The organism is Chryseobacterium sp. 14P4.3.2 (assembly GCF_057799275.1).
Genome location: NZ_JBYOKO010000005.1, coordinates 126869 through 151868 on the forward strand (window position 1 = coordinate 126869; position 25000 = coordinate 151868).

A 25000-nucleotide genomic window follows, 5' to 3' on the forward strand; every position below is an offset into this window, starting at 1 on the left:
ATTTTCAATTAACCTTAACGCTTTTACTGCTAATCCTGATATCATCATCTTCCCATTTGCTGGTAGTGATGATGACGTAGCCTTTTTTCTTCGGGTCTTTTTTGATTGGAAATTGATTTTCCTCCCACTGACTGCAATGAGTAGAAATGGAAGGCACTAATGGTTTCCAGCCTGTTTTCCCAAATGTATATACATAAAAAGGATGCCAGCAGCTTGTACACCAATTAGGATAGAAACCAATATCGTCTTTTCCGTCATTATTAAGATCGCCTAAATTATATAAAGTTCCCCCATTGGCGGGTGAAATAATAAATGGTTTTATATTTTCATCACTGAAATAGACGGTAGTATCACATTTACCATCACATTCATCACTGCAATCGCTGACTTTTGTATAGGCATATTCTTTTGTTCCGTTGCCATCAAAGTCTCCTGAAATCTTTTCATTATTGCCTTCCTGAGCTTTATAAAACAAACTGCAGAAAATGAATACTGATGTAATAATTGTTTTCATTGTTATTGTTTTTTATGTAAAGTGAAACTCTCAGCAATGTGTGATCCCTGGTTTTGAGTTATTGAAATTTTATTTCTTTCTTCCAGATCACTTTCTAGTTACTCTCAATAAAAGTATTACAACCAATACGACTGAAAAGGTAAAGCCTAGAACAGCTACCAAAGACAACTCTCCTATTCTGGGTCCGGATTCTGATGCGAAAACAATAGCCGTTGCAATGATATTAGCTCCTAAGATCATTGCCAAGATCAGATTGACCACGCTGGATTTGATGAGCTGATTGGTCTTTTCTATATTTTTGCTCTCGGTGGAGACCGTAAACTTATTTTCATCTAATTTCTGAAGAACAGAACGAAGCTCTTTGGGAATTTCATCTATATTGTCTGTGAAATTCATCATTCTGTCCATTCCCGTTTTTAAAATATTTTTCGGGTTAATTTTTCTGGTGAATATCTTTTTGGTATAGGGATGGAGACTTTTAACAATATCAAGCTCTGGGTTAATTGTTCTTCCTACACCTTCTATCAGGCTTATTCCTTTAAATAAAAGGTAAAAATAATCCGGCATATAAAGCCTGTTATCTTTTAAAATATCTTTCATTTTATTGATAATCACCTGAACATTGATTTCTTTCAACGACGAGCTGTGAACGAAGTTGAGAATATCTTCCACATCATTTTCAAATCTTCTTTCGTCCGGGATCTCATAGCTTACAGCCATTTTTTTGAGGTAGCGGACAATTTTATGCGGATTTTTAGCCACAAAACTGACAATCAGATTTTCAAGGATCTCTTTATCATTGGGCTGGATTTTTCCTACAGCACCGAAATCAATAAAAACAATTCTGCCGTCTTTTTTTACTAAAATATTTCCTGCATGAGGATCGGCATGAAAGAATCCATAATCTAAAATCTGAGAAACAAAAAGTCTCAATCCGGCTTCTGAAACTTTCACCGGGTCTATATCGTGAGCAATAAGACCAGGCTGATCTGTCACCTTTATTCCATCAATGAATTCCATACAAAGAATATTATTGTTGGAAAATTCATCATAGACTATCGGAACGTAAGTTTCTTTATTATTTTTAAAATTGAGACGAAACTGTTGAATATTATTCCTTTCATTGATCAGAGAAAGTTCTTCCAGCAATGATTTTTCAAAAGTAGAAATTGCCTGTTTCAGATTAAGCTGCTCTCCTATTTCTGAATATGCAGATATCAATTTCTCAATATCCTTGATCAATAGCAGGTCATCTTCAATGACAGATTGTACGTCCGGTTTTTTTAATTTTAAAATAACAGGGCTTCCATCCAGCAAAACAGCTTTATAAACCTGTGCAATGGAGGCTGTAGCCAGAGGTTCTTTCTGAATTTCCCGAAAATAGTCTTTAACGGAAATATTGAATTCACTTTCCAGTATATCTTCAACATCCATTTCTATTACTTCTACTTTATCCTGAAGTTTCTGCAGTTCCTGAATAAGTTCCGCAGGTAAAAGGTCTTCCCGATTACTGAAGGTCTGTCCAAGTTTGACAAAAGTAGGCCCCAGCTCTTCCAGAGCGAGCCTTATTCTTTCATAAACGGTACCTTTTGAAACAATCTCATCGGAATTTTCTGAAATTTCCTCTTGCTTATTTCCACCGTTCATTCTTGCCAGCATATCTTTAAAACCATATTTACTTAATACGGAAATCAATCTGGCGGATCTTTTCAGTTTTCTCTGCTGCTTGTCAAACATAATCTATCTATAGTTGGTGCAATTTACTCCAAAAACTGTTCCCAACTACAGTTTTATAAAGGGACCTCCTAAAAAAACTGCCGGAAAACCAGCAGTTTTTCACATGTTTGTCCTTAAAATTTATTGTGATAATGTTATATGAGCTGCTTCTAATTTTCCTGTTTTTGATGTAACAACTTCAAATGAAACTCTCTCCCCCTCAGATAAAGTTATTAATCCCGCCGCTTTTAAAGCGGAATTATGAACAAAAATATCTACTCCTCCACCCTCAGGAGAAATAAAGCCATATCCTTTTGATTGGTTATACCACTTAACTGTACCTGTCATTTTTATTAATTTCTAGTGATTTTTTGACTCTTTTTATTTTAGCTGTTATCCACAACTCTCACATTTTCTGCCTGTCTCCCCCTGGGGCCTCCTACAATATGAAATTCTACGGTTTGTCCTTCTGACAAAAGTTTTAAAGAGCCGGCAATAGCCGAATGGTGACAAAAAATAGCATCTTCTGTTCCTTCAGGGATGATAAATCCATAGCCTTTTTCTGCATTATACCATTTTACAATTCCTTTTTGCATAGTTTTTAGTTTTTTATTAATGAATAAATATAATAATTTTAAAGAATAGATTAAAAATTCAAACCAATAATTTGTATTTTACAAATAAAACAGTAGTCATAATAACAAAATAAACAATTAGTGATAAAGCTTAATTAAAATTATATATATTTACAGTGTACAAACAAAACAAAAGTATTAAAACATGAAAAATTTACGCAACAGCAAACTTTCAAGAGAACAATTAAAAGGAATTGCGGGAAGTGGTCTTATCATTGATATTCCTAACTGCTCTAACCAATGTTGTCCTACTGACGGAAGGCCAAGATGTCCAAGACTGATCTGTCCTGCGGTAGTATGTCCTCATTATGATTAATTTGTTTTTTTAAAATTTTAGGTAAAAATAAAAACAGAATGCTTTCGCATTCTGTTTTGTTATTTGAGGTAGGTATCATAGAGATCTTTTCTCCGGTCTTTCATCACCTGAACAGAACCGTTATGATGGAGATCTTTTAATAGATTCAGGTCTACATCTACAATTAAAGTCATTTCTGTATTCGGTGTAGCCTCTCCTTTTACGGCATTCGATGGGAAAGCAAAATCGGAAGGGGTAAACACGGCCGCCTGTCCAAACTGGATATCCATATTATTAACCCCCGGAAGGTTTCCTACACAGCCGGCAATGGCTACGTAACATTCATTTTCGATAGCTCTTGCAGCGGCACAATGACGTACTCTGATATAGGCGTTCTGCGTATCGGTAAGGTAAGGAACAAAAAGAATTTTCATCCCCTGATCTGCAAGAATCCTTGGCAATTCCGGAAATTCTACGTCGTAGCAGATGACAAGACCAATTTTTCCACAGTCGGTATCAAAAACTCTTATTTCGTTTCCTCCTTTCATTCCGTAGTATTTCCTTTCATTCGGTGTAATATGAATTTTTCGGTATTCATCTATACGCCCATCGCGGTGCAAAAGGTAGCTTACATTATACAAATCATTGTTATCATCGTCAAAGACAGGCATACTTCCTGAGATAATGTTTACATTGTAACTAATGGCAAGCTCAGAAATTTTATTTTTGATATCTTCACTCAGTTTAGCCAGTTCTATCATACTATCCCTTTCTGACAGCTTATTGAATGGTGCCAGCAGTGGTGTATTGAAAAGTTCCGGGAAGAGAACAAAGTCTGATTTGTAGTCGCCCATTACATTGACAAAAAATTCTACCTGTTCATAAAAAGCATCTATATTTTTAAAATGCCTCATCTGCCACTGTACAAGCCCCAGACGAATGATACTGTCCTGCATCGTATTGGGCTTTTTGCTGTAATAAATATTGTTCCATTGCAGCAAAACAGCGTTTTCCAGTGATGATTCATCTTCGGGAAGGTATTTTTTCAGGATCTTTATGGGAAGAAAGTTATTGGAAAGCTGGAAAGACAACACAGGATCATAAATTTCCTTATCTCTTACTCTGCGGATGTATTCTCTTGGGGAAAGTTCGTCACTGTATTTATGATAATTCGGAATTCTTCCGCCCAGGATGATTGATTTTAAATTAAGAAGCTCACATAATTCTTTTCTGGCATCATACAGCCTTCTTCCCAAACGCAGCTCACGGAATTCCGGATCAACAAAAACTTCTATTCCATACAATACATTTCCTGTTGACAAATGGGTGTTGAATGTATAGTTTCCTGTAATATCAACATAGGTATGATCGTCCCCAAATTCGTCATAATTCACGATAATGGACAGCGCTACGGCCGCTAACTTCCCATCTACGGTGATACAAATCTGACCTTTAGGAAATATTCTCGTAAGTTTTTCTATACTTTTTTTAGACCAGATAGATTCAGACATCTGGGGATAAGCACGCTTCATTGTCACAACCAACTCATCATAATCCTGAACAGTCAGGGGTCTCGTTTCTATTTGCATTTGATATAATTTTACTTAAATTTAAGGAAAAATAATTAAGAAAATATAATAGAAGTGGGTACTTACATAAAATACACTGATGAAAATAATATTGAAACACCAAAAGAACAACTTCATAAGCTTTCAGAATTTAACTGTTTAACTTATGATTCTACTACTAATGAGCTTAAAAAGATAGAAAGATTTTTAAAAAACTACAGGACTCAGCAAGTTGAACAATTGGGAGGTGAGGTTTATCTCTCTTCAGAAGATCATTTATCAGAAGTTATTCATCGTCATATAGATATCGGAACATTTGGTAAACCCTGGACCTTTTACTACAATAAAGAAAATAGCAGTAAGGGAGAGGCTCAATGGGAGTATGTATTTTATCGTAATGGCAGTCTGTTTGGCAAAGGTATTTTTGTATTTGACGATAGAAATAGAAAATTAGCCGGATGTGCAATAGATTTAATGACAGGCCATACAACCGATAAATTTAAAAATTTTTATGGTGATCCTTCTGTATTTGATGATGAATTCCAAAACGAAACCATTCCTAATATTCAATTTAAATATAAAGAAGATGATTCTATCGAGGAGATTTATTTTCAGGATGATGACTATTCGTTGAGAGATTTTCTAAATAATAACGAAATAAGTATGAAATTCAACTGGAAAGAAAACACCTATTATCATTCTTTTGAGCCCTTCTTTTTATCAAATTAAAAAACATCTTTTTAAAGCTTTTATTGATAAATGAAACCATATGCAATAACTATAAGTATTACAGTTATTTTTATTTTAAGCGTTTTTTATCCCAGCTCAATAATTAATCTTTCCCACTATTTAAACTTATTTTCAGTGTCTGAAATAAAGACTCAGGAAGTAAAAAATCTTGTTTATTTTTATATAGCGGGATCAATGTTATTGAATTATCTTATTTTTCATAGACATATATTATTCAAGTTAATATACTGTTTATTAATCACTCTCAATATTTTATTTATTATTTTTTCATTGAAACTGTTTTAATAAATTTGATGAAATTCTACCTAAATTCAGCGAGAATAACCTGAGCACTACAACTTTGTTTATCTACCTGTTTTAAGTAAAACTTCACATACTATAACTATGAAAATCAACCTATTCCTCATTATCATCTTATTTCTTACAGGATGTAATAAACAAAAAGTAAAAAAATCAGAAGACAGTATGACTTGGATTAAGGATTCTTTAGGCTGTAAGGGAAAGAGAACCTTTGATTTGGCTGAGAAACTCATTCTCGAGAATACATTAAAAAATAGTTCGGCTGAGAAATTCAAAACAATATTTGGAGAACCTAATGAAACTTTCCGGGATGGAAGTTTTACTACCTTCACTTACTATGTAACATCAGTATGTAATAATGATTCTCTTCAAAAAAACTCTGACAAATGCTTTTCAGTATTTACTTTTAAGCATAATAAATTTATTGACCACAACAATGCTTGTGAATGATGATAAGGCAAGCTATTCCAATAAAAAAATCCTGCCCGTTTGGGCAGGATTTATATTATAAATTCAAGTCAAAAATTATTCCCACTCAATAGTTGCAGGTGGTTTGCTTGAAATATCGTAAGCTACTCTGTTGATTCCTCTTACTTCGTTGATAATTCTGCTGGAAACAGTATCAAGGAACTCATAAGGAAGTCTGCTCCACGTTGCTGTCATAAAGTCGATGGTGTTGGCAGAACGAACTACAGCGGTGTATTCGTAAGTTCTTTCATCTCCCATTACTCCTACAGATTTTACTGGAAGAAGTACTACAAATGCCTGAGATACTTTTTCGTAAAGGTCATTTTTATATAGTTCTTCAATGAAAATATCGTCAGCTTCCTGAAGGATTCTCACTTTTTCAGCATCTACAGCTCCCAGTACTCTGATTCCTAATCCAGGACCTGGGAAAGGGTGTCTGTATACCATGTGGTGAGGAATACCTAATTCTTCTCCAACTCTTCTTACTTCATCTTTGAAAAGCTCTCTTAATGGCTCTAACAATTCGAATTCCATATCTTCAGGAAGTCCTCCTACATTGTGGTGAGACTTAATCACTGCAGAGGGTCCGTTGACAGACTGGCTTTCGATAACGTCAGGGTAAATAGTCCCTTGAGCAAGGAATTTAGCCCCTTCAATTTTGTGAGATTCTTCATCAAAAACATGGATAAATTCGTTTCCAATGATTTTTCTCTTCGCTTCAGGATCGTCTACTCCAGCTAATTTTGTAAGGAACCTTTCCTGAGCGTCCACCATTTTAATGTTCATATGGAAATGTTCTCCATATTGGCCCATCACTTTCTCACCTTCATTCTTTCTCAATAATCCCGTATCTACGAAGATACAAGTCAGCTGATCACCAATTGCTTTATGAATCAAAACTGCTGCTACAGAAGAGTCTACTCCTCCTGAAAGTCCAAGAATCACTTTGTTATCTCCTACTTTCGCGCGGATTTCTTCTACTGTTTTATCAATATAATTGGTCAGTTTCCAGTTTTTCTCTGCATTACAGATTCCGAAAACGAAATTTTCAAGCATTTTCCCTCCTTCTTCTGTATGAGAAACTTCCGGGTGAAACTGAACACAGTAGATTTTACTTTCTTCATTAGCAATAGAAGCAATAACTCCTGATTTTGCATTGAGCTCAAAACCTGCAGGCAATTCTCCTACTTCATCAAAGTGACTCATCCAAACAACAGAGTTCTGAGTAACTCCTTTCAATAAAGAGCTTTCTTTAATGATTTCAAGGTTTGCTTTTCCGTACTCGCCTTTTTCTCCTTTGTTTACTTTTCCTCCTAAAAGGTGAGCCGTCATCTGCATTCCATAGCAAATACCCAAAACAGGAACACCCTGCTCATATAAAGCTTTTTCTACCAGATGGGCATTGTCTGCATTTACAGAACTCGGACCTCCGGAAAGAATGATTCCTTTAGGCTGTTTTGCTAAGATATCTTGTAATGGTGTATTGTAAGGTAAGATTTCAGAGTATACTCCCATCTCACGGATTCTTCTTCCGATAAGCTGATTGTACTGGGATCCGAAATCTAAAATAATAATACCGTTGTTCATTTTATAACTGATTGATTTATTTTAAATGATGTCAGACATCAGATTTCAGATTTCAGACCTGGTTAAACGTCTGGTATCTGAAAACTTTTATATCTGGCATCTAATATTGACTGTTTTACAAAAAAAGACTTGGAATTGCTCCAAATCTTTTTTCATGATTTTTATTAAAACTTTCCGATGTCTTCTCTGTAGAAGCCGTAATCGAAATGTACGTGACCTGCGTCTTCGTAAACTTTCTTGCGGGCGTCTTCAAAAGTAGCTCCCGTAGCTACAATATTCAGAACTCTACCACCGTTAGAAACCACTTTGTCTCCTTTAGTAATAGCTCCTGCGTATAATAATTTACTGTGTTGTATTTTATCTCCTCCTGTAATTTCGAAACCTGTTTCGATGTTTCTTGGATATCCTCCTGAACACATTACAAGACACACTGCTTTTTCTTCTTTGAATTTAAGTTCAATGTCTTTTCCTTCCATACAATCCTGGATCACATCTAAAAGATTGTTCTCCATAAGTGCCATCAATACCTGAGTTTCAGGGTCTCCAAATCTCATATTGTATTCAAGAAGGTAAGCTCCGTTTTTTGTAACCATCAATCCGAAGAAGATGATTCCTTTAAATCCGAACCCTTCAGCTTTAAGACCTTTAATAGTAGGCTCTAAAATATTTTTCTCAAAATCTGCATAGTGCTCCTGAGTGAACTCCGGGCTTGGTGCTACAGATCCCATACCTCCTGTATTAGGTCCTGTATCTCCATTTCCGGCTTTTTTATAATCTTTTGCAGCTACACATGGGAATAATTTTTCACCATTAGAGAAAGCAATGATAGAAGCTTCAAAACCTTGCAAATATTCTTCAATAACTAAACGGATACCAGCATCTCCATAGATTCTTCTGATCATGAAATCATGGATAGTAGCTTCAGCTTCTTCAAGAGTGTCACAGATAACAACACCTTTTCCTCCAGCTAAACCACTCGCTTTGATTACTAAAGGATACTGCTGTGTCTGCACATATTCTTTAGCATCATTATATGAATCAAATACAACAGCCTTAGCCGTTTTGATATCATAGGTCTGCATAAATTTCTTAGAGAAAGCTTTACTTCCTTCAAGGCTTGCTACTTTCTGAGTAGGACCAAAAACCTTAAGATCGTGTTTTTTGAATTCGTCCTTCAAACCAGCCACCAATGGAGCTTCAGGACCTACGATCGTAAGATCTACCTTTTCTTTAATAGCGAAATCTCTAAGTTCTTTGATTTCTGATAAATGAACATTTTTCCCTATTACATCGGTAGTAGCATTTCCGTTGGCAAAAAACATTTTAGAAATTCTTGAGTCATTCTGAAGTTTTGCCGCTAAAGCAGATTCTCTACCACCTTCACCTATGATTAATATTCTCATACTTTATTTATTATCTAGTCTTATTTTACAAATATATAATTTTGAATGCTATAAATACAATCCCTAATTATTTTTTATCTCTATTTTAATTAGTGGAAAAAGTGTCTAACACCTGTAAACATCATTGGTATACCGTGCTCATTGGCAGCTTCTACACTATCCTGATCTTTTACACTTCCACCTGGCTGAATAATAGCCTTGATACCCTCCTGAGCGCAGAAATCTACCACATCACGGAAAGGGAAAAATGCATCTGAAGCCAATACCAGGTCTCCGGAGAATTTTTCTTTTGCTCTTTCAATAGCCTGTTGTGTTGCCCAGATTCTGTTTACCTGTCCTCCACCGATACCGAATGCCTGAATTCCGTTAGAAACTACAATTGCATTTGATTTCACATATTTTACCACTCTCTGAGAGAACAGTAATGCTTTCTTCTGCTCTTCTGTAGGCTGTACTTCTGTAACCACCTTAATATCATCAGAGAAGTGAGTATCGTTATCCTGAACCAAGATACCGCCATCCACTTTCACCCATGTTTGTTTATCAGAAACAGGATTTACGATTTTGATGATTCTTAGATTTTTCTTTTTTCTTAAAACTTCAAGAGCTTCTTCATCAAATTCAGGAGCCATTACAATTTCAAGGAATGTTTTGTTTAATTCTTCAGCTGTTGCAGCATCTATTTTATAGTTCATAGCAACAATTCCGCCAAAGATAGAAACAGGATCACATTCGAATGTTTTCTGATAAGTTTCCAATGCTGAAGTTCCTATTGCTACGCCACAAGGGGTAGAATGTTTCACTGCACAGCAAGCCATTTCTTCTTTGAACTCCGTAACTACTTTCCAGCAAAGGTCCATATCACGAAGGTTGTTGAAAGAAAGTTCTTTACCTCCAAGCTGTTCGAAATCTTTCATTGCACCGTTTTCGAAGGTGGACACATAATAAGCAGCTGTCTGATGTGGATTTTCACCGTATCTCAGGTCAGAAACTTTTTTGTATGAAGCGTTTAGGTAAGCAGGGTACTCCTCATCTAAAAGCATTCTTGAAATAGCAGCATCATAAGCAGAGGTAAGGTTGAATACTTTTCCTGCAAGCTTTTTACGGGTTTCTATATAGCTGTCACCGTTTTGCTCCATTTCCAGTCTTACTGTTGTATAATCTTCTACATCGGTAATTACGGTAACAGAGTCAAAGTTTTTGGCTGCAGAACGAAGCATTGACGGACCACCGATATCAATAAACTCCACCTTTTCATGTAAGGAAATGTTTTTATTTACATTTTCAAAGAAAGGATAAAGGTTTACGATAACCATGTCAATCAGGCCAATTCCGTGTTCCTGAACAATTCTCATGTGCTCTTCGTTGGTACGAACAGCTAAAAGTCCTCCGTGAACTTTAGGGTGCAAAGTTTTCACTCTTCCGTCCAGCATTTCAGGGAAATTGGTTACCTCATCAATCTGAATAGGATTTAAACCAGCGTCTTTCAAATGTTTGAACGTTCCTCCTGTAGAGATCAACTCATAATTCTGAGCTTCCAAAAACTGCGCGAATTCTATTAATCCACTTTTGTCAGAAACACTGATTAAAACTCTCTTTTTACTCATTTTACTTTCAATTTTTTACTTTTTACAGCTATTTCAAACTGTATCCGGGTCTTTCACCTCCGAATTTACTTTTATTTTACTTAGATTTCTTTTTAATTAATGTAACAATGTATCAATTTAATGATGTAAAAAAACATCTTAAATATTGGTCATTTGTTATATTGATCTATTAGTTTCCCAGCACCTTATTGATTGCTGTCGGAAATATTTCATATTCAATCTGGTGAACTTTCTGTGCTAATGTTTCAGCAGTATCTTCTGGGGTTACTTCAAAAGATTTTTGAAGAATAGCTTCTCCTTCATCGATTCCCGGAGTTACAAAATGTACTGTTGCTCCGCTTTCTTTTTCTCCTGCTTCAATAACTGCATGGTGAACGTTCATTCCCCACATTCCTTTTCCTCCGAATTTTGGAAGTAGTGCAGGATGAATATTAATGATCTTACCAGTCCAGTTTTCACAAAACTCAGGTTTCAAAATGGATAGAAAACCTGCCAATACGATAAGGTCGGTATCTGCAGGAATTACTTTTGCCAATTCACTGCTGAAGCTTTTTCCTCTTGGAATCAGAATATTTTCTATGGTATGTTTTTTCGCTCTCTCAAGTCCGTAACACTCTCTGTCAGCCACTACCAAAGATACTTTTGCATTCTGAATTTCTCCAGCTTCAATAGTATCTATGATTCTCTGAAGATTGGTTCCTGAACCGGATACGAGTACAACGATGTTCTTCATATTCTTGTAAAATGTAAAAAGTATTAATTTATTTATGACTTAAAATCAGGAATACTTTTTACGTTCATACATTTATTATAGTGATAAATTGATTTTCTCTGCACTTTCTGTGATTTCTCCGATTTCGTAAGCATCATCTAAAAGGTGTAATACTTTTTCAGCGTGCTCAGCATCTACTACGATGATCATTCCTACTCCCATATTGAAAGTTCCGAACATTTCTTCGCGGGTTACCCCGCCTCTTTTCTCCAGTTCCAGCATTACAGTAGGAATTCTGATTTTTGAACCATCGATGGAAGCACAAAGTCCTTCAGGGATGATTCTTGGGACGTTTTCGTAAAGACCGCCTCCTGTAATGTGAGCAATCCCTCCTACTTTTACTTCTTCCAATACTTTATGAATATCTTTGAAATATAATCTTGTAGGAACTAAAAGTGTTTCATATAAAGGTTTCCCTTCAAACTCTTCTTCGAAGTTCGGGAATACTTTTCTTACTAAAGAAAATCCGTTTGAATGGAATCCTGAGCTTGGCAATGCAATAATCTTGTTTCCCGGTTTGATGTTGGACCCATCAATGATCTGGTCTTTTTCCACGATTCCTACACAGAATCCTGCTACATCATAGTCTCCCGGCTGGTACATCCCAGGCATTTCTGCAGTTTCACCACCTATCAATGCACAGTTGTTATCCTTACAAGCTTTTACCATTCCAAGAACGATTTCAGCAGCAATCTCAGAATCAAGCTTCCCACAAGCCAGATAATCTAAGAAGAACAGAGGCTTAGCTCCGTGGCATAGGATATCGTTGGCACACATTGCAAAACAATCTACCCCGATAGAGTCATACTTTTTAGTATCTAAAGCCACTTTCAGCTTGGTTCCTACTCCATCTGTTCCTGAAACAAGAACTGGATTTTTATATCCTCCGATCTCATAGAAAGCACCAAAACTTCCCAAATGATTCAATACATTGGAATTGTGGGTTTCACCGACCGCTTTTTTGATCTTGTCAACCGTTTTGTATCCTTCTTCTTTGTCTACTCCTGCTGATTTGTAAGTGTTGCTCATGTCTGCTTAGATTTTTAGATATTGGATTTCAGATGATGGATTGTCTTACATCTTTCCTCTTCTTATCTTTTAATATTTCAATTACTTTTTATATTCGATTTTAGAAAACAAAAAAGCCGACAATCTTTTCAGATTATCGGCCGTTATTTTATCTCAGAATTTCAGAGCCCACAACTTTCCCTTTATGAGAAAAACATTGTTTATAGGAGGTCTGAATTTTCATCTCTTTTCTTTTTGCAAAAATAGTAATTTTAAATGAATATTCAAATTCTATTTTTCAAGGATGGTTTCGATAGCTGCAATCTTCTTGATTTTTTCTTTTAATTCGCTGTTTTTCTCTTCATTAGAAATTTTTTGCCCAGCTTTATCAAAGTTATCGTTAAAGAAAGGCAGCGAGAACGTTTCTACCACATTTCCTCCGTGGAAAGGAAAGCGCTTTGATGCAGCTTCCAAAACTCCTGCTCCACCTCTACCTCCCGGGGATGTAGACATCAATAGCATTGGTACTTCATTCCAAACCGTTCTGTCTTTGATTCTGGATACCCAGTCGAACACATTTTTGAAAGCTGTAGAGTAAGTTCCGTTGTGCTCTCCTAAAGAAACCAATAATACGTTTGCGCCATCAATCTTTGCTGCAAAATCATGAGCTTCCTGAGGTACACCACCTGCTAATTCTCTTTCATGTTTATAAATTGGCATTTCGAAAGGATTCAGGTCCACTACTTCCACTTCTGCATTTTCAAATAACGTGGCTGCATAAGCTACCAGCTGCTTGTTCATTGAAACTTCTGAGTTACTTCCTGCTATTGCTAAGATTTTCATATGATAGATATTTATTTTTTTTAAGGTTACAAATTTAGTTTATTATTTAAGATAAGAAGGTAATTCCATTGGGACTTCCATTAATAATACTTCTGTATCTTCTACTGCTTCCAGATTAAAGCTCTGAGTATCCCAGATTCCCAGCCCATCTCTTTCATTAAGAACACGATCTCCAATTTTCACACTCCCTTTTAAAACAAATGCATAGACTCCGTTTCCTTTTTTGTTGAGCATATAGTTTTTGCCGTTTCCTTTTGTAAAGTTGGCTAAATTAAACCAGGCATCCTGATGAATCCAAACTCCGTCATCATTTTTATCAGGGGATAAAATCTGTTGAAATCCGTTGATCTTTTCACCTTCCTTGATGCTTTTCTGATCGTATCTTGGCTCAACATTCAATTCTCTCGGGAAAACCCAGATCTGCAGAAATTTTACTTCCTCATCTTTATTCTTATTATATTCACTGTGCATTACTCCGGTCCCTGCACTCATTACCTGGATTTCTCCTTTTTTGATCACTGCTGTGGTTCCCATTGAGTCTTTATGCTCCAGATCGCCCTCCAAAGGAATTGAAATAATTTCCATATCTCTGTGTGGGTGTGTTCCGAATCCCATTCCCTGAGAAACGGTGTCATCATTCAATACTCTCAGCACTCCGAAATTTGATCTTTCTCTGTTTTGGTAGTTAGCAAAACTGAAAGTGTGGTAAGAATTTAACCAACCATGATCAGCATGGCCTCTCGAATCTGCTTTATGATATACTGTTTTCATTTTGTGATTATTTATAGTACAAATGTACGGGGTATAAATCCTGTACATGTTGATGTAGGTTAAGAAAGGAGGTTATATACAAAAGGTGGAAGGAGCAAGTTAATAGCTTTATACATTAAGCCTATCATAAAAATTCAGGTTAAAAATAAAAAAGATTTAGTTTTTACAAATAGGCTTATTATCAATTTTATGTTTTGGCTAAAGCCAATGGGTTGTCCATAAAAAGAAAAAGTGGGCTAAAGCCCACTCCTATTGATATTAAAACCTATTATTCTATTAAATAACAGACATTAAAATAATTCACAATTCTCCATTTTTCAATTTTCAACTATTAAAATGAAGAGGGCTAAAGCCCACTCCTATTGATATTAAAACCTATTATTCTATAAATAACAGACATTAAAATAATTTTCAATTCTCCATTTTTCAATTTTCAACTATTAAAATGAAGAGGGCTAAAGCCCACTCCTATTGATATTAAAACCTATTATTCTATTAAATAACAGACATTAAAATAATTTTCAATTCTCCATTTTCAATTTTCAACTATTAAAAATGCACCTGTTTAATCTCCCCTTCAATTTCTTTTGGAGTCTCATTCTCTGATTTGACAAAAATCATTGTAACTAATGCTCCTATCAACATACAAACTCCTCCTACAACCACATAATCCATGGCCTGCTTACCAAAAACACCGCTTACAACAGGACCTCCGAATAATCCATTGATGATCTGAGGAACAACAATAAAGAAATTGAATATGCCCATATAAACCCCCATTTTCTTCTGAGGAATAACTTCAATCAGCATCGCATAAGGCATCGCCAGAATACTTGCCCAGGCAAAACCTAATCCTACCATAGAAATCCATAAATTGTTGACATCTTTAATAAAATACATTGAAATGAGCCCTATCCCTCCACAGGCTAAAGCGAGAGCATGGGTTTGTTTTTTACCTATCCATTTTGCAATAGGAGTCAATAGAAAGGCAAAAGGAATAGCCCAAAGGTTATACATTCCGAAAAGCTTACCTGTTAAATCTCCTGCGTTATTAAATTCTTTGGAATGGGTATCTTCCGGAGATAATCCCAAATGATGGGTTGCCAGGGCACTGGTTGTAAATACCCACATCGTAAATAATGCAAACCATGAAAAGAACTGAACAATACCCAGCTTTTTCATTTGAGCAGGAATCCTGGCAAAGTCTTTAAAAATATCAGAAAACCTGGAGGGTTCTTCTATTTCTTTATCTCCTGCAAATTCTGCAAACTCCTTTGGTGAATATTCTCTGGTTGTAATGATGGTATATAAAATAGACAGAATAAGTAATACTGCTCCTATGTAAAAGGAATAAATAACATTATCTGCTACAAAACCTTTAGGCGCTTCATTAGAAATTCCAAGTTTAGTAAGCCAGTCCGGAAGGTAAGAACCGAGTACGGCACCTATTCCAATCAGGATGGTCTGCACAGAAAACCCTACTGTACCCTGATGCTTTGGCAACATATCTCCAACTAAAGCCCTGAAAGGTTCCATTGCAACATTTATAGAAGCATCCATCATAGCCAGGAAAATTACGGCCAGCAAAAGAGCGTTGGCCGCAAACATCTGATTTGCAGAAGCAGCATTAGGAAGCAGTACCAATCCTATGGCACATAAAACAGCTCCAATCAGAAAGTAAGGTTTTCTTCTTCCCAACGGGCTCCATGTATTATCTCCCATATGCCCGATAATCGGCTGAACGATCAATCCTGTGATGGGTGCTACCAGCCAGAACCAAGATAATTCATGAACATCAGCCCCTAAATTGGCCAGAATACGGCTTGCATTTCCATTCTGCAGCCCAAATGCCATCTGAATTCCTAAAAATCCCATGCTCATATTAATAATCTGAAGCATCGAAAGATTAGGTTTTATTTTCCCTGAAAAAGTACCGTGCTGAGTATTCATTCTTATTTCTTTAATTCTTGGATTAATGGATCTTCAAGGGCTGTTTTCTCAGCAACCACTTTATCCACTACGTCATTGGGAACTGTGATGGAAAGTACATATTGCTTTACCTTCCAGTTTCCATTAATTTTTTCTACGACTCCGGAGCCTCTGCAAATCTTCATTTGGGTATCCAGTAATTCGTCAAACCAAGCCAGTTTTCCATCATTACTGAAATAGATATTTCTTTTAAGAGCGGTGAAATTCCAGGTTTTCTTTTTGTCAAAATGAGGTTTCGCCCACACCATGAATTCTTTTTTGTTCCAAACTTCAGTTGCATCAGTTCCAATGAAAGTAGACTGATCAGCAAAGTAATTAAAATAAGCATTGTAATCCGCTTTTGCAGCAGCTGCATTAAATCCGTCAAGCATCTTGCTGATCTCTGTCTTTTCTTTTTCAAATGTTTTTGACGATTGAGCAGAAAGGACTGAAAATCCAAATAAAAATAAGATGAATGTGTGAACAGCTATTAATTTTTTCATAGATCGTAATTATTTTTCAAGTTCAATAATAAATGAAGTTTTCGCAGGTATGGCAATAGTGTTTTGGAATGTAAATTCTTTATCTGCAATGATATCTTTCCCTTTTGTAAATCCATTAAGTGATTCTGCAAAATGTTTCAAATCTATTGTTTGGTCTTTATCATTATTATTGATCATAACCATTACACTTTCTTTTTCATTATATCTGAAATAGGTAAATACACCATCCTGAGGGACGAAGTTTTTAGTTTTCCCGCTATGAATCACTTCTTTTCCCTTTCTCCAGTTCAATAATTTCTGTGTATACTGAAAAAAGTCTTTCTGCTGCGGAGTTTGCGCTGACAGATTGAAGGCATTCTGCTTATCAGATTTCCATCCTCCCGGAAAATCTCTTCTGATATCCGCATCTCCACCTTTTTTCTTATTTCCTCTCATTCCTATTTCTGATCCATAATAGATCTGCGGAATTCCACGGGTGGTTGAAATAAGTGTTAATCCCAGTTTATAGGCTTTAGGATCTGCATTAAAAATTTCATTCCATCTTTCGGTGTCATGATTTTCAAAAAATACCAGCAGGTTATTAACATCCGGATACAGAAAGTCGCTTGTAAATGAGTCGTAGATTCTGTTCATTCCACCGTTCCAGCTCTCTTTTTCATGAAAAGCTTTAGGCATTTCTCCAAATAATATAAAATCCATCACAGAAGGCAGATTCGAGTTGTATCCAGCGGCTTCTCCGGTTTTAGAGTTTTTCTGCCATGCCGAAATGTGTCCTGCAGTAGAAAGCCAAGTTTCACCTACAATATTAAACTTCGGATATTCGTCGGTAATTGCTTTAGCCCATTTTGCCATTGCTTCTTTATCATTGTAAGGGTAAGTATCTACACGGAAACCGCCAAGTTCTGCATATTCAATCCACCAGATTGCATTTTGAGTTAAGTATTTCAGGACTAACGGATTTTTTTGGTTAATATCCGGCATTGTAGTATCAAACCATCCGTCCAGTGCATATTTTTTATCTATTTCGGAAGCATTGGTATCAAATTGAGAGGTAATTTTATAGTTAGATCTTTTGAATCCATTCTCACCATCGTTGAACCAGTGAATCCAGTCTTTTGTGGGAAGGTCTTTGATCATCCAGTGTGAAACTCCCCAGTGATTGGTTACATAATCCATCACCAGCATCATATGTCTTTTATTCAACTCACGGGATAATGTTCTGTAGTCTTCATTAGTACCATAGCGGCCATCAATTTTATACAGATCGGTCTGAGCATAACCATGATAAGAGTATACTTTTTCATTATCCTCATTGACCGGAGTCAGCCATACCGCTGTTGCTCCCAGCTTCTGAATATAATCAAGATTATTGATAATACCGCGAAGATCTCCACCATGTCTTCCGTTAGGCAGGTTACGGTCAGCTTTCTCAGTAAGATCCGGTCTGGAATCATTTTTCTCATCACCATTAGCAAAACGATCCGGCATAATCAGATACATCACATCTTTCGAGGTAAAAGAGGAGCGGTCTGCGGATCCGGAATTCCTTTGTTTAAGCTCATATGAGTAGGATCCTATATTTTTTTTACCATTTTTAATATTAATGGTAAACTTAGGAACGTTTATCTCATTGGTATTAACAGTGATAAAAAGATAGTTAGGATTCTCCACCTTTTGGATATTTTTGATCTGTATCCCGTCCGAAAGAGTGACTTCATTATTGGCAACTCCTTTTCCGTAAACAAGAATCTGAAGTTCGGGATTTTTCATTCCCTTCCACCAGAACGCCGGCTCTACTTTTTCCAACATTTTTTGGGAAAAAGCTGCAGAAGCTATCGAAAGGGCTAATACTGCATATATAGTCTTCATATTAAAGTTCAATTTAGCATTTAATTTTCAAATATAAGCTCAAAACCTAATGTAATGTGCTTATTTCAATCTTCTTAAAGGGAAAAAATTAAGGTTTGGCATTGATATCTTAATTTTTATCAAAAACATATAACTTTTTCATAAAAAATTCATCTAAAAATAGGGATTCTCATTCTTTTTATCTTTAGTTTTACAGAAAAAATGTTTGATTTCTCTTCAATCTTCAAAAGTGATGGGCCAGATATCGTTTATACATGGACTATCCCTTTGTTTGCCGTCATTATTTTTATAGAAATGGCCTACAGCCATTTTAATAAAGAAAAGATTTATGAAACCAAAGATGTTGCTACAAATGTTCTTTTTGCTCTGTTAAATTACAGTTTAGATATCATCATGAAAGGCTTTTCTATGTTTGTCATGATGTTTTTTTACCAACACCGTCTTTTCACCTGGGAAGTGGGAATATGGTACTGGATTGCGGTTTTCCTCGCTCAGGATCTCGCCTATTATATCCATCATTATGTAGATCATCATTCCCGTGTTTTCTGGGCAGTGCATATTACCCATCACAATTCTGAATATTTTAATATCAGTACAGGTTTCAGAAGTCCTGTATTCCAGCCTTTATACAGGTATCTGTTTTTCTCTCCTTTAGCATTTATGGGGTTCCATCCGTTACATGTTATGGTGGCATATTCTGCAATACAGATCTATGGAACGTTTGTACATACCCAGTCTATTAAAAGTATGGGCTTTCTGGAATATATTTTGGTAACTCCTTCTCATCACCGTGTACATCATGCGTGCAACATCAAATACCTGGACCGTAATATGGGAATGGGACTGATCATCTGGGACAAAATATTCGGAACTTTTGAAAAAGAAGATCCCGAAGTTCCTGTAAAATACGGAGTATACCCCAAAATAAAATCCAAAGATCCTGCTACTATGCTTTTCTATGAATGGAGAAGGATAGGAAAAGATCTCAGACAGCCGGGGGTATCTTTTAAAAACCGTATCAAATATCTTTTTTACTCACCGGGATGGAGACATGACGGCACCGGAAAGACGGTAAAGCAGTACCAAAAGGAATACAATGAAAAAATAAGAAACGGAGTTCCTGTTAAAAGAAAAGAACAGGTATCAGAACCGGAATATCAATATTCATCACTCAGCCAGCAGGCAGAGGATAAATAATCCAAGTTTATTCTAAAGATATAATAAGAAGAAAAACTGGAAGAGTGAAGTTATTTATGATCTAAATAATTTTGCTCTTCCAGTTTTTTTTTAGGCGTATGGTAGCCTCAATACATTATAAGGTAATACAAAACTATATATTCTACATTAATTTTAATTTCCTTAACCCAAACTCAGATTAATTGAAATAGGGAATTCTTAACCTGTATTAAAGAATAATTTCTTACAAAAAATAAAATACCCCGGACATGGAAAAATCCAATGAGCCGGGGCACCCTAGTGTATTTTCAAATTATTTTACAGGCTTGATAGAAATTGCGAAACCTCCGCTTCTCACCATTTTAAAATTAATTTTTGACTTGCTGGTAATTTCTTTCTTATAGATGTTATAGCTCTGAGGATTGTTGATATAATCCGCATCTTTTCCATCTTCATAGATGATTGCCTCATATTTTTTTCCTTTATCCAGGAATGAGAAATCTACCGTATACTCACGTTTGTTCTCATCGGTAATTCCTCCCACAAACCAGTTTTCTGTTCCTTTTGCTTTTCTGGCTGTAATCACATAATCTCCTGGTTCGGCAGATAAGATTTTCGTGTCATCCCAGTCTGCTGCTACATCTTTGATAAACTGGAATGCATCCATATGCTTTTTGTAGTTCTCAGGAAGATCTGCGGCCATCTGAAGCGGCATGTACATTGTAACGTACAGAGCCAGCTGCTTGGCCAGTGTAGTTTTTACGAAACGGGTATCTCCAGGGAAATAATAGTCTAATTTTGTCTGGAAAATTCCCGGTGTATAATCCATAGACCCTCCCATCCATCTTGTAAACGGAAGAACAGTCTGGTGATCAGGCTTATTTCCTCCAAATGCTTCATATTCTGTTCCACGTGCGGCTTCGGCAGAAATATAGTTTGGATAAGTACGGCTTTCTCCTGTAGGACGTACAGACTCGTGAGAATTGACCATGATCTTATAGTCATTTGCTTTTTCAGCAATTCTATAATAATGATTGATGGTCCATTGAGAATAATGGTGCTCTCCTCTTGGGATAATATCTCCCACATATCCTGTTTTCACAGCATCATAGCCATATTTATTCATCGTCTGGAAGGCTTTGTCTGCCCATCTTTCATAGTTCGTTGCAGAACCTGAAGTTTCATGGTGCATGATTAGCTTAATTCCTTTTGAATGAGCATAATCATTCAACATTTTGATATCAAAATCCGGGTAAGGGGTAATGAAATCAAAAACAAATTCTTTTGAGTGTCCGAACCAATCTTCCCAACCTATATTCCAGCCTTCAATAAGCAATCCCTGAAATCCGTTTTCCGCAGCAAAGTCAATATACTCTTTAACTTTAGTATTATTGGCTGCATGCTTTCCGTTTGGTGTAAGTTTTGTAAAATCGGTTTTATCCAAATGAACGTTTTCTGCTGTAGAATACGCCCACTGTGATTTTCCGATGATCATTTCCCACCAGACTCCCATGTATTTTGTAGGGTGAATATAAGAGGTATCTGTATATTTTGTTGGTTCATTCAGGTTGAAAATCATTTTAGAGTCCATCACTTCTTCAGCTTTTGGAGCAACAATGATGGTTCTCCAAGGTGTTACTGACGGAGTCTGAATATACCCTTTTGCTCCCTGTCTGTCTGCTGTCAAATGCGTTTTGAATTTGTAATTCTGTGCATCCACTTCCAGATGGGAGGCCGGATAATCCAATACTGCGGCTTCGGCAACGTTGATATACAAAGGTTCTTTCCCTTCTTTTTTAAGCATTAAGGGTGACTGAACTGCATTTTTCACCAATGACTGGGAAGCGTTCGCATCGTATGCTTTATCCCACTTTGCAGGAATTTCAGAAATTTTAGTTTCCTGATACTGGTATTCCTGAGAGTCATAATCTGCCACAATCCACCATGCCTTCATATCGGTAGGGAAATCAATTTCAGAATCTTCTTCTCTGATCACGAAATAATTAAGATTTTTTTGCTGTGGAAATTCATATCTGAACCCAAGGCCATCGTTGAACAACCTGAATTTCACCACAATACTTCTGTCTGTAGAAGCCTGATTCAGTGTAACGGCAAGCTCATTATAATGATTGATATAGTTCTTTTTCTCACCAAGAACCGGCTGCCAGGTCTCGTTTTTAGAGTCTCTTTTTTCATCTACCTTTGCAAAACCGTTGTTGAGGTCGTATTTTGCATCTTCCGGCTTGGCAATTTCGGAAGCGAATTTGATGGCTGTGTCTTTAAATAATCTCAATCCCAATTTAGAATCTTCAACTACTACGGCTCCGTTATATTTCAGGTTATAGTAAGGTACTCCTTCTTTCAGCTGAAAGCTCATTTCAAACTTCCCGTCCGGAGATTTTAAAGATTGGGCTTTCACGCCTGTAAACATCATTGAGAGCAAAAGTGCTCCAACTGTAATTTTCTTCATAATGACTATTTATTAACTTAAAATATCAAAGTGCCACGGTAAAGCAGCACTTTGCTTTATTTTATTTAGATTTTTATTATTTTAAAATACTGGAATTACTGAGAATTCTCCGGTGATATCGTTGAAATACACATCATAATTAAACGATGTAGATACTGGTATATTGGCACCTCCTATCACTGCAACTCCAAAGAACTCCTGAGCAACACCCCAACTTGTACCCCAATCATGATTAGCTCTGAATTTAAATTCACCTGCTCCTAAAGCTGCATTTTTCTTAACCCAGATATGGGCATCAAATGTTGATTTTTGAAGATCTACATCTGTACTCCAATCTCCTGAAGCAGTTCCAATCATTGAGATAAATGAATACGTAGTCGTTGGAGGAACTATTGGGGTTAATATATATGTTAATGCATTGGTATCAACTGTCAGCTTATAATATCCTGCAGTTGCCACAGAAATATTTCCTGAAGAACCACTTGTACTTAATGTTCCTGCCGAACCTCCCATTCCGTATTGTGTATCCCAAGATCCCGGAGTTTTTATAAATTTAAAACTTCCAGCAGCAAAATATCCAGTATAAGAATATAAACCTGAGGTAACAGTTTTTTGTAAAGGCAGGAATTTAGTATTTGTAGCTTCATTCGCCCAACCTGCTGATGTGGCATCACCAATTAAATACAGATCTGTATAGTTATAGGTAGGACCCAAAACATAAGGAGTTACATTCAGGGTGATTACATTGGAGTAAAATACTCCTTCTCCAACATTTGTTTTTAACCTTACTTCTATCTGATTAACAACATTAACTGTTGCCCCTAGTCCCACTGCCAATGTATTCAGTTGTTTATTAGTTAATGAAGAAGGTGAGCTGACAGCATCGACGAATTTACTATTCTTAAAATTAGTTCCTTTAATTCCTAATTCTATTTGTTGTGTAGAAACCACTGCAAGATTAAAAGTAGATTTTGTCCATGCAAAGTTAACCGCTGTTACGTCCAATTGGTTTTTATCTAAAACAATGGATATTTTATCAGATGAAATTTTGCTATTTGTTACCTCATTAAGAACTGCCTGATCTTCATCCTTTTCACAAGAAACAACCAAAAGACCAATAAAAGCTAAGGTTAATATTTTAAAAAAATGTTTCATTTTAAATTAATGTTTTTTATTAATATCCTGGATTTTGAATCAAATTTGGATTAGCAGTAAGGTCTGTGCTTGGAATAGGATAAAGCGCTCTATAACCTTCTACTCCTTTACCATCTTTAACACCTCCTTTGAATGGCCACAAATAAGAAGAGGAAGTAAACTTACCAAATCGAATTAAATCAGTTCTTCTGGTCGCTTCCCATGCTAACTCCCTTGCTCTCTCATCCAAGATGAAATCAAGATTAATAGATGTAACATTTCCTGAAGTATTTCCATAAGCTCTTTGTCTTAATAAATTCACGTATTGTACAGCTGTCGCTGTAGATCCGCCACCTCCTCTTAAAGTTGCTTCAGCATAAATCAAATATGCTTCTCCCAGTCTGAAAAGAGGAAAATCAGTATCTGCAAAGTCTCCGGTTGTATCGGATCCATGAGATCCGTCTTTTCTTACATTCTTAAACTTAATTAATGGATATCCGTCTGCAAACTCAGATTGATTGTTTATCTCCAGGTTTTGTCCATCAGAATGAAATATTCCCCTTTTATCAAGAGTTCCATTTGGGTCTGGAAACAGATTTACCAAATTTTTAGTAGATCTTATTCCTCCCCATCCACTGTTAATACCAAAATCCGCAGGCTTCATATTTCCTCCGACTCCAGCATGGATAATGTATGTAGTTCCACCAAAAGTTCTGGTATGAAGGCCATCAAAATTAATAGAAAAGATCACTTCATTATTATTCACATTATTATCAGCCAGAAACAGTTCTCCATAATTAGATTTTAAAGAATATCCTGCATTGATCACTTTTTCTGCATAAACTCTTGAATCTGAATATCTCTGCTGACCTGTATATACCTCTGCATTTAAATAAAGTTTAGATAAAAGCATCCATACAGCAGCTTTATCTGCGCGACCGTATTCATTGGTTCTTGGATCTTTTAAAATAGCTTCCAAATCTTTCAACTCACTTTCAATATACAGGAATAAATCTTTTCGATCGATTCGAGGTGGGGGTGTAATCCCAACTTCTGTTTTTTCGGTTACAAAAGGTCCGTTACCAAAGAGGTCTATAGCATGAAAATAACTTAAAGCTCTCATAAATCTTGCTTCATTCCTGTACAATTTTGAGGTCTCTGCATTTTGCCCTGTTATATTTCGAGAAGCCAATTTTTCATCAGTTGTCTCTCTTATAAACTCATTTGCCATTGCCACCTGATAATAAATTCTATAATACATAGCACGAATAAACACATTATTTGCAGACCATGTCATGTTATGCATATCAGGTAAGGTAGCATCATTCCAGGCAATAACAGCTTCATCCGTGGGAAGCTCCTGCATCTGGAAATATTGTCTTAAATAATTTGATGTTCCTCCATCAATCCCTCCAATATCTACATTACCATCTCCTCCTTCTTGTCCACTCACCGCAAGACCAGCATATATCTTGGCTAAAACCTGCTTATAATTTGAAAAATCTGCATATACTGAAGCTGAACTAATTTCCGATTCAGGCATTCTATCCAAATCTTTCTCACATGAAGACAGAAACAATACTGCAGCCATACCTGCAGTAAGCATTACTCTATTAATATATTTAAATTTCATAATAGCTCTA

The 25000-nt window shown here is 36.1% G+C and carries 22 protein-coding genes; 4 read left to right on the forward strand and 18 right to left on the reverse strand.

Annotated elements, in window-relative coordinates:
* Positions 1-4: 4 nt before the first annotated feature.
* The 4 genes from AC27VX_RS09855 to AC27VX_RS09870 all read right to left on the reverse strand — a co-directional run bounded on the left by AC27VX_RS09855 (position 5) and on the right by AC27VX_RS09870 (position 2826).
* On the reverse strand, positions 5-514 hold the full coding sequence (locus AC27VX_RS09855; protein ID WP_236858531.1) for a hypothetical protein: 510 nt from the start codon (positions 512-514) through the stop codon (positions 5-7).
* Positions 515-601: 87 nt separating this feature from the next.
* Positions 602-2251: an ABC1 kinase family protein gene (locus tag AC27VX_RS09860; RefSeq protein ID WP_236858524.1), complete on the reverse strand. Its 1650-nt coding sequence runs from the start codon at positions 2249-2251 to the stop codon at positions 602-604.
* 120 nt (positions 2252-2371) lie between these two features.
* Entirely contained in the window at positions 2372-2578 is a 207-nt protein-coding gene (locus AC27VX_RS09865) for a cold shock domain-containing protein (RefSeq protein WP_300690599.1), read from the reverse strand.
* A gap of 38 nt (positions 2579-2616) precedes the next feature.
* The gene (locus tag AC27VX_RS09870) at positions 2617-2826 is read right to left on the reverse strand and encodes a cold-shock protein (RefSeq protein ID WP_488695344.1); all 210 of its coding nucleotides are present in this window, start codon (positions 2824-2826) and stop codon (positions 2617-2619) included.
* Positions 2827-3010: 184 nt separating this feature from the next.
* On the opposite strand from AC27VX_RS09870, the gene AC27VX_RS09875 reads away from it, so the two are divergent.
* On the forward strand, positions 3011-3181 hold the full coding sequence (locus AC27VX_RS09875) for a hypothetical protein (protein WP_236858513.1): 171 nt from the start codon (positions 3011-3013) through the stop codon (positions 3179-3181).
* A gap of 59 nt (positions 3182-3240) precedes the next feature.
* Here the strand turns inward: AC27VX_RS09875 and AC27VX_RS09880 are convergent, their stop codons facing one another.
* The gene (locus AC27VX_RS09880) at positions 3241-4749 is read right to left on the reverse strand and encodes a carbon-nitrogen hydrolase family protein (RefSeq protein ID WP_236858506.1); all 1509 of its coding nucleotides are present in this window, start codon (positions 4747-4749) and stop codon (positions 3241-3243) included.
* A gap of 54 nt (positions 4750-4803) precedes the next feature.
* On the opposite strand from AC27VX_RS09880, the gene AC27VX_RS09885 reads away from it, so the two are divergent.
* Together AC27VX_RS09885 and AC27VX_RS09890 are read left to right on the forward strand one after the other, a co-directional pair.
* Positions 4804-5457, forward strand: a complete 654-nt coding sequence (locus AC27VX_RS09885; RefSeq protein WP_488695347.1) for a hypothetical protein — start codon at positions 4804-4806, stop codon at positions 5455-5457.
* 405 nt (positions 5458-5862) lie between these two features.
* The gene (locus AC27VX_RS09890) at positions 5863-6228 is read left to right on the forward strand and encodes a hypothetical protein (protein WP_236858504.1); all 366 of its coding nucleotides are present in this window, start codon (positions 5863-5865) and stop codon (positions 6226-6228) included.
* Positions 6229-6303: 75 nt separating this feature from the next.
* Here AC27VX_RS09890 and guaA read toward each other — a convergent pair whose 3' ends face one another.
* The 10 genes from guaA to AC27VX_RS09940 form a co-directional block, all read right to left on the reverse strand.
* On the reverse strand, positions 6304-7833 hold the full coding sequence (gene guaA / locus AC27VX_RS09895) for a glutamine-hydrolyzing GMP synthase (RefSeq protein WP_488695349.1): 1530 nt from the start codon (positions 7831-7833) through the stop codon (positions 6304-6306).
* Positions 7834-7997: 164 nt separating this feature from the next.
* Positions 7998-9236, reverse strand: a complete 1239-nt coding sequence (gene purD / locus AC27VX_RS09900) for a phosphoribosylamine--glycine ligase (RefSeq protein ID WP_236858502.1) — start codon at positions 9234-9236, stop codon at positions 7998-8000.
* Positions 9237-9325: 89 nt separating this feature from the next.
* Positions 9326-10843 carry a bifunctional phosphoribosylaminoimidazolecarboxamide formyltransferase/IMP cyclohydrolase gene (gene purH, locus AC27VX_RS09905; protein WP_236858501.1) on the reverse strand — a complete coding sequence of 506 codons (1518 nt, stop codon included), beginning with the start codon at positions 10841-10843 and terminating at the stop codon, positions 9326-9328.
* 169 nt (positions 10844-11012) lie between these two features.
* Positions 11013-11576 carry a phosphoribosylglycinamide formyltransferase gene (gene purN / locus AC27VX_RS09910; protein ID WP_236858500.1) on the reverse strand — a complete coding sequence of 188 codons (564 nt, stop codon included), beginning with the start codon at positions 11574-11576 and terminating at the stop codon, positions 11013-11015.
* A 75-nt stretch (positions 11577-11651) separates the two neighbouring features.
* Positions 11652-12644 (reverse strand): phosphoribosylformylglycinamidine cyclo-ligase, encoded by a 993-nt coding sequence (gene purM / locus AC27VX_RS09915; protein ID WP_236858499.1) that lies wholly within the window; start codon positions 12642-12644, stop codon positions 11652-11654.
* 270 nt (positions 12645-12914) lie between these two features.
* Positions 12915-13466, reverse strand: a complete 552-nt coding sequence (locus AC27VX_RS09920) for an NADPH-dependent FMN reductase (protein WP_236858498.1) — start codon at positions 13464-13466, stop codon at positions 12915-12917.
* Positions 13467-13508: 42 nt separating this feature from the next.
* Positions 13509-14237, reverse strand: a complete 729-nt coding sequence (locus tag AC27VX_RS09925; RefSeq protein WP_236858497.1) for a pirin family protein — start codon at positions 14235-14237, stop codon at positions 13509-13511.
* Positions 14238-14786: 549 nt separating this feature from the next.
* A complete protein-coding gene (locus AC27VX_RS09930) occupies positions 14787-16187 on the reverse strand; it encodes an MFS transporter (RefSeq protein WP_488695353.1) in 1401 nt (466 codons plus the stop codon).
* Positions 16188-16189: 2 nt separating this feature from the next.
* Positions 16190-16708 (reverse strand): nuclear transport factor 2 family protein, encoded by a 519-nt coding sequence (locus AC27VX_RS09935; RefSeq protein WP_488695355.1) that lies wholly within the window; start codon positions 16706-16708, stop codon positions 16190-16192.
* 9 nt (positions 16709-16717) lie between these two features.
* Entirely contained in the window at positions 16718-18577 is a 1860-nt protein-coding gene (locus tag AC27VX_RS09940) for a glycoside hydrolase family 13 protein (protein WP_488695357.1), read from the reverse strand.
* A 201-nt stretch (positions 18578-18778) separates the two neighbouring features.
* Here AC27VX_RS09940 and AC27VX_RS09945 point away from each other — a divergent pair, with 201 nt between their 5' ends.
* Positions 18779-19774, forward strand: coding sequence for a sterol desaturase family protein (locus AC27VX_RS09945; RefSeq protein WP_488695359.1), 996 nt, complete (start codon positions 18779-18781; stop codon positions 19772-19774).
* A 292-nt stretch (positions 19775-20066) separates the two neighbouring features.
* Here AC27VX_RS09945 and AC27VX_RS09950 read toward each other — a convergent pair whose 3' ends face one another.
* The 3 genes from AC27VX_RS09950 to AC27VX_RS09960 form a co-directional block, all read right to left on the reverse strand.
* The gene (locus tag AC27VX_RS09950; RefSeq protein WP_488695361.1) at positions 20067-22223 is read right to left on the reverse strand and encodes a glycoside hydrolase family 97 protein; all 2157 of its coding nucleotides are present in this window, start codon (positions 22221-22223) and stop codon (positions 20067-20069) included.
* Positions 22224-22304: 81 nt separating this feature from the next.
* Entirely contained in the window at positions 22305-23378 is a 1074-nt protein-coding gene (locus tag AC27VX_RS09955) for a SusE domain-containing protein (protein WP_488695363.1), read from the reverse strand.
* A gap of 19 nt (positions 23379-23397) precedes the next feature.
* Positions 23398-24990, reverse strand: coding sequence for a RagB/SusD family nutrient uptake outer membrane protein (locus AC27VX_RS09960; protein WP_488695365.1), 1593 nt, complete (start codon positions 24988-24990; stop codon positions 23398-23400).
* Between the last annotated feature and the right edge of the window lie 10 nt (positions 24991-25000).

Coding starts and splice junctions, on each gene's coding strand:
- purN (WP_236858500.1), bottom strand. CDS start 11,576: ATGAAGAACATCGTTGTACTCGTATCCGGTTCAGGAACCAATCTTCAG.
- AC27VX_RS09865 (WP_300690599.1), bottom strand. CDS start 2,578: ATGACAGGTACAGTTAAGTGGTATAACCAATCAAAAGGATATGGCTTT.
- guaA (WP_488695349.1), bottom strand. CDS start 7,833: ATGAACAACGGTATTATTATTTTAGATTTCGGATCCCAGTACAATCAG.
- AC27VX_RS09950 (WP_488695361.1), bottom strand. CDS start 22,223: ATGAAGAAAATTACAGTTGGAGCACTTTTGCTCTCAATGATGTTTACA.
- AC27VX_RS09920 (WP_236858498.1), bottom strand. CDS start 13,466: ATGAAAATCTTAGCAATAGCAGGAAGTAACTCAGAAGTTTCAATGAAC.
- AC27VX_RS09880 (WP_236858506.1), bottom strand. CDS start 4,749: ATGCAAATAGAAACGAGACCCCTGACTGTTCAGGATTATGATGAGTTG.
- purD (WP_236858502.1), bottom strand. CDS start 9,236: ATGAGAATATTAATCATAGGTGAAGGTGGTAGAGAATCTGCTTTAGCG.
- AC27VX_RS09945 (WP_488695359.1), top strand. CDS start 18,779: ATGTTTGATTTCTCTTCAATCTTCAAAAGTGATGGGCCAGATATCGTT.
- AC27VX_RS09890 (WP_236858504.1), top strand. CDS start 5,863: ATGAAAATCAACCTATTCCTCATTATCATCTTATTTCTTACAGGATGT.
- purH (WP_236858501.1), bottom strand. CDS start 10,843: ATGAGTAAAAAGAGAGTTTTAATCAGTGTTTCTGACAAAAGTGGATTA.
- AC27VX_RS09925 (WP_236858497.1), bottom strand. CDS start 14,237: ATGAAAACAGTATATCATAAAGCAGATTCGAGAGGCCATGCTGATCAT.
- AC27VX_RS09870 (WP_488695344.1), bottom strand. CDS start 2,826: ATGCAAAAAGGAATTGTAAAATGGTATAATGCAGAAAAAGGCTATGGA.
- AC27VX_RS09860 (WP_236858524.1), bottom strand. CDS start 2,251: ATGTTTGACAAGCAGCAGAGAAAACTGAAAAGATCCGCCAGATTGATT.
- AC27VX_RS09875 (WP_236858513.1), top strand. CDS start 3,011: ATGAAAAATTTACGCAACAGCAAACTTTCAAGAGAACAATTAAAAGGA.
- AC27VX_RS09960 (WP_488695365.1), bottom strand. CDS start 24,990: ATGAAATTTAAATATATTAATAGAGTAATGCTTACTGCAGGTATGGCT.
- AC27VX_RS09935 (WP_488695355.1), bottom strand. CDS start 16,708: ATGAAAAAATTAATAGCTGTTCACACATTCATCTTATTTTTATTTGGA.
- AC27VX_RS09940 (WP_488695357.1), bottom strand. CDS start 18,577: ATGAAGACTATATATGCAGTATTAGCCCTTTCGATAGCTTCTGCAGCT.
- AC27VX_RS09930 (WP_488695353.1), bottom strand. CDS start 16,187: ATGAATACTCAGCACGGTACTTTTTCAGGGAAAATAAAACCTAATCTT.
- AC27VX_RS09955 (WP_488695363.1), bottom strand. CDS start 23,378: ATGAAACATTTTTTTAAAATATTAACCTTAGCTTTTATTGGTCTTTTG.
- purM (WP_236858499.1), bottom strand. CDS start 12,644: ATGAGCAACACTTACAAATCAGCAGGAGTAGACAAAGAAGAAGGATAC.
- AC27VX_RS09855 (WP_236858531.1), bottom strand. CDS start 514: ATGAAAACAATTATTACATCAGTATTCATTTTCTGCAGTTTGTTTTAT.